Genomic DNA, 13164 nt, shown 5'->3' with positions numbered 1-13164 from the left:
TGACTTGCAGCCAACCACACGTATCAGAAACTGGATGAAAGAGCATCAGGAGGAAGCCGTGACGCTTCTTCAGCAAATGGTGCAATGTGACAGCACACAAGGAAATGAGCAAGAAGTACAGCAAATCGTAGCAAATAAACTTTCTGCCATTGGTTTTGATGTTGACATGTGGGACATTGGCGGAGATGACTTGCTGAACCACCCGTATTTTTATTCCCCGAGACGTTCCTTTAAAGGAAGTCCTAATGTCGCCGGACGATTGAAAGGAAAAGGGGGCGGCAAATCTATTTTATTAAATGGGCATGTGGATGTTGTCCCGGCAGGAGATCACAAACAATGGACATATCCGCCCTACAGCGGGCATATCATAAACGGGAGACTTTATGGACGCGGGGCAACAGATATGAAAGGTGGAAACGTTTCTTTACTCTTTGCACTTGAGGCACTGCATGCGCTTCAGATTCCGCTGAAGGGAGATGTCGTGTTTCATAGTGTTGTCGAAGAAGAGAGCGGCGGTGCAGGCACCCTTGCAGCCATACTGAGAGGATATACAGCAGATGCAGCCATCATTCCAGAGCCAAGTCATATGAAAATCTTTCCGATTCAGCAAGGATCTAAATGGTTCAGACTGCATATTAAAGGAAGGGCTGCTCATGGCGGAACAAGATATCACGGCGTTTCTGCTATTGAAAAGAGCACGATTGTCCTTTCACATATAGCGGCACTTGAAGAAAAAAGAAATCAGCGAATCACTGAGCCATTGTTTCAGCATATCCCAATCCCGATCCCAATCAATATCGGGAAAATTCAAGGCGGCGATTGGCCATCCTCTGTAGCAGACCTTGTCACAATGGAAGGCAGGCTCGGGGTGATGCCAGGTGAAACGGTAGAACAGGCAGAGAAGGAATTAGAAAATTGGATGGCAGGACTCGGAGAAAAAGATGAATGGTTCCAAGAGCATCCTGTTGAGGTCGAATGGTTTGGTGCAAGATGGCTTCCGGGTTCAATCGATACAGATCATCCTCTTTTAGGTTTATTGAAGGAACAATATGAAGCGGTCATGAAGCAGCCGCCGAAAATCGAAGCCGCCCCTTGGGGAACGGACGGCGGATTACTGTCACAGGCAGCGGGTATTCCGATCATCGTGTTTGGACCGGGAACAACGGAGCTTGCCCATTTTCCGAATGAATCCATCGACATTGAGCATGTGATTGAAGCAGCAGAAATTATTGCAGGAACAATGGTCGAATGGTGTGAAGCAGCGGAATGAGATGAAAATGATCACAAAAAAAGAAGGCTGCCTTACTCAGCCTTCTCTTTATGTGTGTCCTGCTGCTCACACATATATGTCACTGGACAAAAACGAAGAATGCCAGATCCCAGTTTCATACCGCCAAACATGATGCTAAAAAGCAGCATTTTACTCCATGGTTTTCTAGCATATAAGGATCCAGCCACAGTACATATTGTCATTCCGCAGGCAATTCTAATGAGCGCTTCCATTAAGCCGAGATTAGGTTTCATTGAAGGTGAATCTCCTTTTTTAAATTATTTTAAGTGTGATTTCAAGAAATTGTAACGTTTCATTAATGCGTAACGTAGTTCGTTATGTTACGATAGGGCTAATACAAATGAAGGAGAGTATGTGAATGTCCGAACGTACTTTTAATTGGAGAAACAATGACATCCGCACACAAATCGATGTAGTCGACTCAAAAATAGTTCCAACACTCCTTTTAACGAATGGACTCGTGCTTAACCCGTTTTTGAAGCAATGGGTGAAGGCAAATATTTGGATACATGATGATCGAATTGTTTATGTCGGAGCAGAGCTTCCTCAAAATAAATCAGCTAAACGTGTGATTGATTGTGAAGGGAAATACATTGTGCCTGGGTATATAGAGCCTCACGCGCATCCGTTCCATATTTATAATCCCCAATCACTTGCAGAATATGTGTCTCAATTTGGCACAACAACAATGGTCAGCGATAACTTATTTCTTCTTTTGCAAAGCAATGAAAAGAAAGCGCTTTCCACTCTATGTGAATTAAAAAAGCAGCCATTTCAGTATTTCTGGTGGTCCAGATACGATCTTCAAACGGAAGTCAGATATGAAGATGAGATGCTGCCAGTCAACTACCGGAAGGAATGGATTGATCATCCTGACGTCCTCCAAGGCGGCGAATTAACAAGCTGGCCAAGATTGATGGACGGTGATGATCTCATTTTATATTGCATGCAAGAAACAAAGAAGCAGAGAAAACGAATTGAAGGGCATTTCCCTGGAGCTTCTGAGAAAACGCTAACAAAAATGAAGCTGTTTGGCGCGGACAGTGATCATGAAGCGATGAATGCGGACGATGTGTTAAAACGCTTGTCCCTTGGCTATCATGTTTCATTGCGGCATTCTTCCATCCGCCCAGATTTAGTGAACATTTTAAGAGAACTGCATGAGCGTGACTTTAGACACTATGATCACTTTTTCTATACAACAGATGGTGCTGCCCCTCACTTTTATGAGGAAGGCATGATTAACCGTTTGATTTCGATTGCCCTTGAAGAAGGCGTGCCGATCATTGATGCGTATAATATGGCGACATTTAACATTGCAAAATACTATCAAATTGATGATTTATTAGGCGTTGTTGGCCCAGGCCGGCTGGCTTCTTTAAATATTTTAGATGATCCAATGAACCCAAATCCCGAAACGGTGATATCTAAAGGGGTTATTCTCAAATTAGATGGCGAGAACCAGCATCAATTCCAAGAAACAAAATGGGAAAATGGCGGGCTTGCTCCATTAGATTTAAGCTACGACCTCACGATGAGTGATTTGCAATTCTCTATGCCGCTAGGTGTGAAGATGAGAAATGCTGTCATCATGGAGCCTTATACAGTGGAAATTGATAACTCAATCAACCAGCTGTCATGTGACCATGATCAAAGCTTCTTTAGCCTGATTGACCGAAAAGGCGAGTGGCGTGTGAATACGATGCTAAAAGGGTTCGCAAATAAAGTGCAGGGCTTTGTCAGCTCATTTTCGCTCACGGGTGACATTTTAGTGATCGGGAAAAATAAAGAAGATATGATGCTGGCACATAAGCGGATGAAAGAAATTGGCGGGGGGATCGTACTCACAGAGAACGGGAAAATTTTGCACGAAATCCCGCTGCAATTATCAGGCTGTGCATCGGCTGAACCGTTTGAGACTGTTCTTCAGCAGGAACAAACATTGCGTGAGCTGCTCATTGAGCGCGGCTATCCATTTGACTGCCCAATTGATACACTTGTCTTTTTCCAAAGTACACATTTGCCGTATATTCGAGTGACACCAAGAGGAATATTTGATGTCATGAAAAAAACTGTACTCTTTCCGTCTATAATGCGTTAAAATATAACAGAGTGGAGCTGTATCATCTTTGCCGCATTTTCTGACTGCTGTTATAGGGCAGAAGTGAGCCATGGTTCTCTTCACTGCCATGTAAGTGAAAATGATCTTATGTGGAGCTATTGACAAAGCAGAGGGCTTTGACATGACGAATGAAGTACTTTAATTGTAAAATGATTTTGCCGGTTACGCTGACCGGCCAACATATTTTGAATAACCTGAGCAAGGCGGGGCGCATATTTGTGGTCTCGCCGAGCTTTCTGCAAGCCTGTATATGAGGGCAGAAGACCTAACCAAGCAGAAGTCATCTTTATACCGGAAGCAAACAAGTTTGTCAGATTGTCATACAAGGAAAATGACAGAACTTGTCGAATTTGTTTACGATAAAGAAGCTTCGGCTTACGAAAGAACCTGACGGCATTTTCAGCGTGGAACCAAACCTGTCATGATCTGTTCAAAGCTCATTGCTGAGGTTTTAAAAAATTAGTCAGGAAAGATACCGCTTTCTTAGAAGAAGATCGTGCGAAGCGGTGTGGCAATAGTAAAGGAGAAGATGTATTAAGATGCAAATTGATAAATTAAGGGGCAAAAGCTTAGATCAGTTATTCAACTCCATCTTATCCCTTAAAGACCTGGAAGAATGTTATCGATTCTTTGATGATTTATGTACCATCAATGAAATCCAATCTTTATCACAGCGTCTTGAAGTAGCGCGTATGCTTCGCGAGGGAAACACGTATCATAAAATTGAGACGGAAACAGGTGCAAGCACTGCAACCATCTCACGTGTCAAACGCTGCTTGAACTACGGAAACGATGCCTATACGATGGCACTTGACCGCGTAGCAGAACAGCAGGAAAATAACGAAACAAAATAAAGCAGCTTTCACTGTAAACAATCCTTTTCACGAAAAATGGACTTGTTTGCAGTTTTTTTATGAAAAGGCGGGCAGGGGCTGATAAAGTGTCCCTGTTTTTTTACTTTAGCTCGCCTATAAACCATCTTTCTCCTTCATAGGAGATGCCATCTTCACTAGAGATGATTTCCTTAAACTCTACTGTTTGCAAACTTTATACGCGATTGAGTGAAAAGGTCAAAAAAGGCGCGTTTCCGCACCTTTTCGAGCTAGACAGATGGCTGTGTGCCTGAGAACATCGGCACTTCGCTTGTTTCACCATTCTCTTGTCTAAAGATAATATGTTTTTCATTAAAATGAATAGGAGATTCTATTCCCGCAGCTGCGGATAAATTAAACAAACCTTCTCTAAGAGACAGGATATAATTGCACACTCGGTATTTTTTTTCTTCAATCGATAAACCCTTTTGCAGCTTTGGGTCAGTCGTGGCGACCCCGACTGGGCATTTATTCGTGTGGCAGACTTGGGCGCGAATGCATCCGACTGAAAACATGAGTCCTCTGGCAATATTCACAAAGTCAGCTCCCATTGAAAGGGCAATCGCAATTTTATCAGGCGAGAGAAGTTTGCCAGAAGCAAAGAGCTTCACTTGATCTCTGACACCGTATTCTTTCAATATTTGATGAACCATTGGGAGTGCCGTGAAAATCGGCAGCCCTGCGGAATCCGCCAATTCATGAAAGGACGCGCCTGTACCGCCTTCTCCGCCATCCACTGTAATGAAATCAGGGTGTTTCCCGCTTTTTTTCATATAGCTGGCAAGCTCTTCAATATTTTCTTTATGTCCGACAACAAGTTTGATTCCAACTGGCTTTCCGCCTATACTCCGCAGCTGATCAATGAAATCAAACATGTCAGGAATGGAGTGGAACATCTCAAAGCGGTTTGGGCTGTCAATGGATTGGTGAGGCGGTAATTTACGGATATTCGCAATTTCTTCCGTCACCTTTTCGCCGTCAATATGACCGCCGCGTGTTTTTGCTCCTTGTGCCAGCTTGAGTTCAAAGGCTTTGACTTCCTCGTGTTCGCTTTTTTTCTTGAATTCTTCAAAGGAAAATGCGCCATCCTCTGTTCTGACGCCAAATAAACCGGGCCCAATCTGGCAAATGATATCTGCACCGCCTTTGAGGTGATAAGGAGAAAGCCCGCCTTCACCTGTGTTCATCCACGTCCCGCCGGCCATTTTTAATCCTGAGGATAGAGCTGTAATCGCCCTGTCGCCTAAGGAGCCGTAGCTCATGGCAGATTGACCGATCAGTCCTTTCACACGGAAAGGCTTTTGACATGTGTGTTCGCCAATGACTTGTACATCCTCTTGATGGAGAAAGTAAGGATTTGCTTCGACTTCTTTGAAATGTTCACTTCTTCGCAGTAAATTGTCTTGATCAATCTGATATACTTTTGTTTTGATTTTTTCAGATTGATCGATTCGAAGTTCATTTCGCTGCTTTGGAAACAGGACGTTTCGAATGTAATAGCCTGGCTTGTCAAAATCACGTTTTGAGCCAAAGCCCATTGTCCGGCTTTTGTACTTCCCTGACATGACCGCCTGCTCGTATTCTCTTCTTGAGAAGGGCAGCTCCTCTCGGTCATTCAGAAACAGATATTGGCGAAGCTCAGGTCCTATTTTTTCAAAAATAAACCGCAGCTTTCCAATGACCGGATAATTTCGCAGAACTGAATGTTCTTCTTGTTTTTCATCCCTCATCCAAATCCAGATCAATAGAATGATTGGGATGATCAAACAAATGACTAGCAATGTGCCGATGACAATTAAAGTTGTTGTCATGAAGATCCCCTCTTTTCTCTTTCATTGCTGTTGATATTCCACTTTTTAATGAAAGAGAAACCACATCAGCATATTGTGACGTTTAGAAATGAAAAGGCGGGGTAACTTACAAATAAGATCATAAGGGGAGGGAACATACATGAATAAGCGTCCAAATGCGTATGTACTTGCAGGATTAGGGGTTGGAGGAGCTGTGTTATTAGCGGTAAAAAATAAACAGCATCTGAAAAAATGGGCAAGCATGTTCCGGTCAGATGAAAAGGTTCCTGAAAAAGCCGGCCACCCAGATCCATTAGATATCCAAGACAACAAAATGGTCGACGAAGGAGCCATGACATCCGTCCATTATTTTAATGAAGCGAGACAATAATTTGAAAAAACCCGTTTTGAAAGATCAAAACGGGTTTTTCTTGTTTTTCATTTGACGTTATAGCGAATTGGATCGACAATAGTAAAACCGATCAGCCCATTGTGATCAGGTGTCGAGAATTGAAATTCAACGCCTGACAGTTGATAGGTTGAGAGAATTTCCTGATCCGTCAAACGTAAAGAAAGCTCATCCTCATAAACCGGTACGTTCTGCAGGACCTTGGATTCTTCTGCAAATAACTCCAAGCCAGCCACTCGGCCCTCTTTGTCGATATCTACATTGACACATTCATTGACATCTAATTCAATGGTTTCTTTGATTTTCATATGCTCCGCTTGCGGGGTGATATAGATGTAACCGATGTCTATATTTTGTTCATATGTAATCGTTCTTTTCAATGGGGTCACCTGCTTCATTTTAATTTTAACTGTAGCTAATTAACGAGATTTGAAATTATGAATGGGTATCGAAGATAAATTAAAGAATATCAATTATTATAATAAACTAAAATTAAGAACATAGCAGGATGTGCAACGAATGTATATTTGTATATACTTTAAAGGGATAAATTAACTATATTGGAGATGAATTATAAATGGCGGATTTGTATTTTTTTGAAAAAATGTCTGAACTGAGCCATATAGTACTTGTGTTGTGCGCATATGCTTTTTATTGGAGACTTAAGAAAACTAGAAATGAGAGGAAGCTCACTAATTTTGAACTTTTTCTAAAATATTTTATTTTATTTGGAGTATTAACTTGGGGAATCTCATTTGTGGTTTTAACAGTCTCATAATTCTGCGAAAAAAGTCGAATTAGCACTATTTATGTAAAAACAAATTATTTCTACCTTAAAACGAAAACTAAACTAACACTATATGTTATTATCAAAAATAACCATAAAATCAAATTTATGGTTATTTGTTAGGTTATTTTAAGGAAAAGGGGAGTTTATACATTGATGAAAAAATTATTTGTATTCACATTGGCTTTATTACTTTCTATTGCAACAATAGTGCCAGTAGCATCAGCTGAAAATTCAGTAAATCCTGAGGCTGGATTGAAAGGGTTAACAAAAGAACAAATTGAAAAATCTGTAGCTGAAATAGAGTATATCTTTACTAAAATTCTAGTATTTGATGACGAAGCAGGTTATGTTGTTAACGAAAAGGAATTAGAAAAAGCTTCATACCCAGTTTATCAAAAAGAAGGCATGATCGCTTTTGCGAACTATATGAATCAACAAAAAGGTATTGCTACTACACAAAAAAACACTGTTCAACGTTGTCTTGAAGATGCTCTTGGTATAACCAAGGGGGCTTTAAATCAGGTTCAAAAGGCTATTGAAAAAGGTGAATGGTTAAGTGTTCTAGGGTTCCTAACTTTAACTGGAATTGCGGTATCACCTCCTGTATTATTTGGCTTTTTCTTGCTATGTGGTGCACCAACAGCACAAGTTGCTCCACTTGAAAAATAAAAAAACTGTGTTCATTTATTAAAAAAGCAGATGCTTAGCATCTGCTTTTTTGTTTCTAAATCTTTAAATTACGCCACCCATTTTCAAAAGAATGAAACTTTTAGCTAAAGGAGGTTACCCATTTTTTGCAGACACTGATTTTGTTATAATATTTAAATGGAATGAAACGAATGGAGGAACGTTTTTCATGTATGATGTTACCGAGTGGAAGCATGTCTTTAAACTCGATCCAAATAAAGAAATTTCCGATGAACAGCTAGAAGCGATTTGCGAATCTGGGACGGATGCCATATTGATTGGCGGAAGTGATCATGTGACAGAGGACAATGTGCTTCAATTGATGTCAAAGGTCCGCCGGTTTCTAGTGCCATGTGTGCTCGAAATCTCCACACATGAGATGATTGTGCCTGGCTTTGATCTGTATTTCATCCCGACCGTTTTAAACAGCTCTCACCCTGACTGGATTGTTGGGCTGCATAAGGACGCAATGAAGGAATTCGGTGATTTGATGTCAATGGAAGAGATTGTGCCTGAAGGTTATGTCATCTTAAATGAAGATTGTAAAGCGGCCAAGCTCACAGAGGCAAATACAGCGCTGGATATCGATGACGTCAGGGCATATGCAAGAGTGGCAGAGCATTTGATGAAGCTGCCCATTTTTTATCTGGAATACAGCGGAACGCTTGGAGACATAGAGCTTGTCAAAGAAACAAAAGCAGTGCTTGATGAAACAGTTCTTTTTTATGGCGGCGGCATTCAGAACGCTAAGCAGGCAAAAGACTTCTCCCAGCATGCAGACGTCGTGGTTGTAGGAAACGTCATTTATGACAATTTCAAAGAAGCATTAAAGACAGTCGAAGCAGTCAAAAAGTCATCATAGTCAAATAAGACGAAACGGGTTAAAATAGAACATAAGTTCGAATTGGCGGTGAATGGAATGAATGAAATATCGAATCATCTATTAGAAGGGCTGAATGACGCACAGAAAGAAGCAGTCAAAGCAACAGACGGTCCTTTATTGTTGATGGCAGGAGCAGGAAGCGGGAAGACACGGGTGCTCACACATCGAATTGCCTACTTAATGGCAGAAAAGCATGTGGCGCCGTGGAACATTTTAGCGATTACATTTACGAATAAAGCAGCACGTGAAATGCGTGAACGTGTCCAGGCTATTTTAGGGCCTGGCGCAGATGACATTTGGATCTCTACGTTCCACAGCATGTGTGTCCGTATTTTAAGACGCGATATTGACCGCATTGGTGTGAATCGCAACTTCTCTATTTTAGACACATCTGACCAGCTTTCAGTCATCAAAAACATTTTAAAAGAACGGAATATCGATCCTAAAAAGTTTGACCCGCGCAGTATTTTAGGATCAATCAGCAGTGCAAAAAACGAACTCATTGACGCAGAGGAATACGCCAAAACAGCCGGTGATTTCTATGATCAAGTGGTCAGTGATGTCTATACAGATTATCAAAAGCGTTTACTCAAAAACCAATCACTCGACTTTGATGATTTAATTATGATGACAATTCGTCTGTTTGAGCGCATTCCTGAAGTATTAGAGCACTATCAGCGGAAATTCCAATACATTCATGTGGATGAGTATCAGGATACGAACAGAGCGCAGTACATGCTTGTGAAACTGCTCGCGCAGCGCTTTCAAAATATATGTGTTGTAGGTGACTCGGATCAGTCTATTTATCGCTGGCGCGGAGCGGATATTACAAACATCCTCTCCTTTGAAAAAGATTATCCATCCAGTGAAGTGATTCTGCTTGAGCAAAATTACAGATCGACGAAACGCATTTTGCATGCCGCAAATACGGTCATTCAAAACAATGCAAACCGGAAGCCGAAAAATCTTTGGACAGAAAATGATGAAGGAGCGAAGATCGCCTATTACCGTGCAGATAATGAATTCGGTGAAGGACAATTTGTCGCAGGAAAGATTCGTCAGCTTCATCAGAGCGGAAAGCGCAAATTATCCGATTTTGCGATCCTTTACCGGACAAATGCCCAGTCTCGTGTCATAGAGGAAACGTTAATGAAAGCCAACATTCAATACAACATTGTCGGCGGCACGAAGTTCTATGACAGAAAAGAGATCAAGGACATTTTGGCATACTTACGCCTAGTGGCAAACCCAGATGACGATATTAGTTTTGCACGAATTGTCAACGTACCAAAGCGCGGAATCGGTGCGACATCTGTTGATAAAATTGCGGCATATGCGGAGATGAATGATCTGTCTATGTTTGAAGCACTTGGTCAGGTGGATTTCATTGGACTGAGTGCACGGGCAGCCAATGCGCTTGATGAGTTCAAACAGCTCATTGATCAAATGACAAACATGCAGGACTATTTATCTGTCACTGAATTAACAGAAGAAATTCTAGAGAAAACAGGCTATCGTGAAGCGCTGAAGCTCGAAAAAACGATTGAAGCACAAAGCCGTTTAGAAAATATTGACGAGTTTTTATCCGTCACTAAGAATTTTGAAGAACAAAATGAGGACAAGTCACTTGTGACCTTCCTGACAGATCTCGCCCTCGTCGCAGACATTGATAAGCTGGATGAGAATGAAGAAGAAGATCAGGATGCCGTCATCTTAATGACACTTCACGCCGCAAAAGGTCTAGAATTCCCTGTTGTTTTCTTAATGGGAATGGAGGAAGGTGTCTTCCCGCACAGCCGTTCATTAATGGAAGATGCAGAGATGGAAGAAGAGCGCCGCCTCGCTTATGTTGGCATCACACGGGCTGAAGAAGAGCTTTATTTATCAAGTGCAAAAATGAGAACACTTTTCGGCCGGACGAACATGAACCTTGAATCAAGATTCATTCGAGAAATACCAGCGGATTTATTGGACAACCTAAATGAGAAAAAAGAAACAAAAACACCGTTTGGCCAAACAAGAGAAAGACCGCAAAGACGGGGACCTGTCTCACGTCCGCAAACACAAACCATTCAAAACACAGGCGGCGGCAGTATTGGCTGGGCTGTGGGCGATAAAGCGGCCCATAAAAAATGGGGCGTTGGTACGGTTGTCAGTGTGAAGGGCAGCGGAGACAGCACAGAGCTTGACATTGCGTTCCCAAGCCCTACAGGCATTAAGCGTCTTCTCGCAGCATTTGCACCAATTGAGAAGCAATAAACTGATAGGACAAAACGGATGAATTGAAAGGAAGAAGCAGATGGATAAAGAAGCAGCGAAACGCCGGATCGAGGAACTGCACCAGATTTTGAATCAATACAACTACGAATATCATACACTTGATCGTCCAAGTGTTCCTGACGCTGAATATGATGCGCGGATGCGTGAGCTGATCTCTCTGGAGGAAGAACACCCTGATTTAAAATCAGCGGATTCTCCTTCACAAAGAGTAGGCGGCGCTGTTTTAGACGCCTTCCAAAAAGTGCGTCACGGCACACCGATGCTCAGCCTTGGGAATGCGTTTAATGAACAGGACCTTCTTGATTTTGACCGCCGGGTTCGTCAAGCAGTCGGTGACGATGTCGCTTACAATGTCGAGCTGAAAATTGATGGACTCGCTGTTTCTCTCCGTTATGAAAATGGCGTGTTTGTCCGAGGAGCGACACGCGGCGATGGAACAACGGGGGAGGATATTACTGAAAACCTCAAAACGATTCGTTCCATCCCGCTTAAAATCAAACGCCCTCTGTCGATCGAAGTGAGAGGCGAGGCATTTATGCCAAAACCTTCTTTTGAAGCATTAAATGAAAAAAGAATACAAAACGAAGAAGAGCCGTTTGCAAACCCGCGTAATGCGGCTGCAGGTTCACTTCGTCAGCTTGATACGAAAATTGCAGCGAAACGAAACCTTGATATATTCGTCTACAGTATAGCGGAGCTTGATGAAATTGGTGTTGAAACGCAAAGCGCAGGACTTGATCTTCTCGACGAACTTGGCTTTAAAACAAACAAAGAAAGACGGATGTGCCAAACGATCGAAGAAGTCATCGACCTCATTGAAACATTAAAAGTAAAGCGTGCCGATTTTTCATATGAAATCGATGGAATTGTCATTAAAGTCGATTCATTGGCTCAGCAGGAAGAACTCGGCTTTACAGCAAAAAGCCCGCGCTGGGCGGTTGCGTACAAGTTTCCGGCTGAAGAGGTCGTAACGAAGCTGCTTGATATTGAACTAAGTGTCGGACGTACAGGAGTGATTACACCAACAGCGATTCTTGAGCCTGTCAAAGTAGCAGGGACGACAGTGCAGCGTGCATCTCTTCATAATGAAGATTTGATCAAAGAAAAGGATATTCGCTATTTTGATCAGGTGATTGTGAAAAAAGCCGGCGATATTATTCCTGAAGTCGCAGGTGTCCTTGTCGATCAGCGTACAGGCGAAGAAAAGCCGTTTCACATGCCAACTGAATGTCCAGAGTGTCATAGTGAGCTGGTGCGAATCGAAGGCGAAGTGGCCTTGCGATGCATCAATCCAGAATGTCCTGCCCAAATACGTGAGGGACTCATTCACTTCGTTTCCCGTAATGCAATGAATATTGATGGGCTTGGCGAGCGGGTCATTACACAGCTCTTCAAGGAACAGCTAGTCTCTCGTGTATCAGACCTTTACCGTTTAACGAAAGAAGAGCTCATTCAGCTTGAACGAATGGGCGAAAAATCTGTCGACAATTTACTGCGCTCGATTGAGCAGTCGAAAGAAAACTCTCTTGAGCGTTTACTATTTGGACTCGGCATTCGATTTATTGGTTCAAAAGCGGCAAAGACCTTGGCGATGCATTTCGAAAACATCGATCAATTAAAGCAAGCAACGAAAGAACAATTACTTGAAGTCGACGAAATTGGTGAAAAAATGGCTGATGCCGTCGTTACGTACTTTGAGAAAGAAGAAATACTCGATCTGCTAAACGAACTAAAAGAGCTTGGAGTCAATATGACCTATACAGGACCGAAGCCGGTAAAAGCAGAAGAAAGTGATTCCTACTTTGCAGGAAAAACCGTTGTGCTGACAGGAAAATTAGAAGAAATGGCTCGAAACGATGCAAAAGCAGCGATCGAAGCGTTAGGCGGCAAGCTGGCAGGTAGTGTGAGTAAAAAAACAGATCTAGTCATTGCCGGAGAAGCAGCGGGGAGTAAGCTGACAAAGGCAGAAGAACTCAATATTGAAATTTGGGACGAAGCTAAAATGCTCGAGGAGCTAAAGAAATAAGAGGAGTGTTTTCT

Annotated in this window: 11 protein-coding genes; 8 read left to right on the top strand and 3 right to left on the bottom strand. The window is 42.3% G+C overall.

Features of this window, described 5'->3' with window-relative positions; all coding sequences use genetic code 11:
• The first annotated feature begins 4 nt into the window (after positions 1-4).
• Complete coding sequence (locus AAZR19_RS16530) at positions 5-1270, top strand: peptidase (protein WP_226015358.1); 1266 nt, start codon at positions 5-7, stop codon at positions 1268-1270.
• A 32-nt stretch (positions 1271-1302) separates the two neighbouring features.
• Here AAZR19_RS16530 and AAZR19_RS16525 read toward each other — a convergent pair whose 3' ends face one another.
• Positions 1303-1524 (bottom strand): YgaP family membrane protein, encoded by a 222-nt coding sequence (locus tag AAZR19_RS16525; RefSeq protein WP_024426689.1) that lies wholly within the window; start codon positions 1522-1524, stop codon positions 1303-1305.
• Positions 1525-1649: 125 nt separating this feature from the next.
• On the opposite strand from AAZR19_RS16525, the gene AAZR19_RS16520 reads away from it, so the two are divergent.
• Both AAZR19_RS16520 and AAZR19_RS16515 read left to right on the top strand, forming a co-directional pair.
• The gene (locus AAZR19_RS16520; protein WP_024426688.1) at positions 1650-3392 is read left to right on the top strand and encodes an adenine deaminase C-terminal domain-containing protein; all 1743 of its coding nucleotides are present in this window, start codon (positions 1650-1652) and stop codon (positions 3390-3392) included.
• Between the two features lie 560 nt (positions 3393-3952).
• A complete protein-coding gene (locus AAZR19_RS16515; protein WP_024424524.1) occupies positions 3953-4267 on the top strand; it encodes a YerC/YecD family TrpR-related protein in 315 nt (104 codons plus the stop codon).
• Between the two features lie 248 nt (positions 4268-4515).
• On the opposite strand, the gene AAZR19_RS16510 is transcribed toward AAZR19_RS16515, so the two are convergent.
• The gene (locus tag AAZR19_RS16510; RefSeq protein WP_041108671.1) at positions 4516-6096 is read right to left on the bottom strand and encodes an FMN-binding glutamate synthase family protein; all 1581 of its coding nucleotides are present in this window, start codon (positions 6094-6096) and stop codon (positions 4516-4518) included.
• A gap of 139 nt (positions 6097-6235) precedes the next feature.
• Between AAZR19_RS16510 and AAZR19_RS16505 the strand changes: the two genes are divergently transcribed.
• Positions 6236-6466 (top strand): hypothetical protein, encoded by a 231-nt coding sequence (locus AAZR19_RS16505; RefSeq protein ID WP_039176971.1) that lies wholly within the window; start codon positions 6236-6238, stop codon positions 6464-6466.
• Between the two features lie 47 nt (positions 6467-6513).
• Here AAZR19_RS16505 and AAZR19_RS16500 read toward each other — a convergent pair whose 3' ends face one another.
• Complete coding sequence (locus AAZR19_RS16500; protein ID WP_041108670.1) at positions 6514-6864, bottom strand: DUF2283 domain-containing protein; 351 nt, start codon at positions 6862-6864, stop codon at positions 6514-6516.
• 563 nt (positions 6865-7427) lie between these two features.
• Between AAZR19_RS16500 and AAZR19_RS16495 the strand changes: the two genes are divergently transcribed.
• The 4 genes from AAZR19_RS16495 (at position 7428) to ligA (ending at position 13150) form a co-directional block, all read left to right on the top strand.
• A complete protein-coding gene (locus AAZR19_RS16495; protein WP_117612521.1) occupies positions 7428-7943 on the top strand; it encodes a hypothetical protein in 516 nt (171 codons plus the stop codon).
• A gap of 187 nt (positions 7944-8130) precedes the next feature.
• On the top strand, positions 8131-8823 hold the full coding sequence (locus AAZR19_RS16490; RefSeq protein ID WP_041108669.1) for a heptaprenylglyceryl phosphate synthase: 693 nt from the start codon (positions 8131-8133) through the stop codon (positions 8821-8823).
• 57 nt (positions 8824-8880) lie between these two features.
• Complete coding sequence (gene pcrA, locus AAZR19_RS16485; RefSeq protein WP_024426683.1) at positions 8881-11103, top strand: DNA helicase PcrA; 2223 nt, start codon at positions 8881-8883, stop codon at positions 11101-11103.
• A 40-nt stretch (positions 11104-11143) separates the two neighbouring features.
• Positions 11144-13150 carry an NAD-dependent DNA ligase LigA gene (gene ligA, locus AAZR19_RS16480; protein WP_349905926.1) on the top strand — a complete coding sequence of 669 codons (2007 nt, stop codon included), beginning with the start codon at positions 11144-11146 and terminating at the stop codon, positions 13148-13150.
• Positions 13151-13164 lie beyond the last annotated feature (14 nt).

The sequence above is a fragment of the Bacillus sp. Je.9.29.b genome, from assembly GCF_051129925.1.
Classification (GTDB): Bacteria; Bacillota; Bacilli; order Bacillales; family Bacillaceae; genus Bacillus; species Bacillus safensis.
The sequence above is the reverse complement of the archived record's forward strand: the minus strand, read 5'-3'. Positions and strand labels throughout refer to the sequence as shown.

Excerpts from the sequence above, each read along its gene's own strand:
- AAZR19_RS16515 (WP_024424524.1), top strand. The coding sequence starts at position 3,953 with ATGCAAATTGATAAATTAAGGGGCAAAAGCTTAGATCAGTTATTCAAC.
- ligA (WP_349905926.1), top strand. The coding sequence starts at position 11,144 with ATGGATAAAGAAGCAGCGAAACGCCGGATCGAGGAACTGCACCAGATT.
- AAZR19_RS16510 (WP_041108671.1), bottom strand. The coding sequence starts at position 6,096 with ATGACAACAACTTTAATTGTCATCGGCACATTGCTAGTCATTTGTTTG.
- pcrA (WP_024426683.1), top strand. The coding sequence starts at position 8,881 with ATGAATGAAATATCGAATCATCTATTAGAAGGGCTGAATGACGCACAG.
- AAZR19_RS16490 (WP_041108669.1), top strand. The coding sequence starts at position 8,131 with ATGTATGATGTTACCGAGTGGAAGCATGTCTTTAAACTCGATCCAAAT.
- AAZR19_RS16505 (WP_039176971.1), top strand. The coding sequence starts at position 6,236 with ATGAATAAGCGTCCAAATGCGTATGTACTTGCAGGATTAGGGGTTGGA.
- AAZR19_RS16520 (WP_024426688.1), top strand. The coding sequence starts at position 1,650 with ATGTCCGAACGTACTTTTAATTGGAGAAACAATGACATCCGCACACAA.
- AAZR19_RS16495 (WP_117612521.1), top strand. The coding sequence starts at position 7,428 with ATGAAAAAATTATTTGTATTCACATTGGCTTTATTACTTTCTATTGCA.
- AAZR19_RS16525 (WP_024426689.1), bottom strand. The coding sequence starts at position 1,524 with ATGAAACCTAATCTCGGCTTAATGGAAGCGCTCATTAGAATTGCCTGC.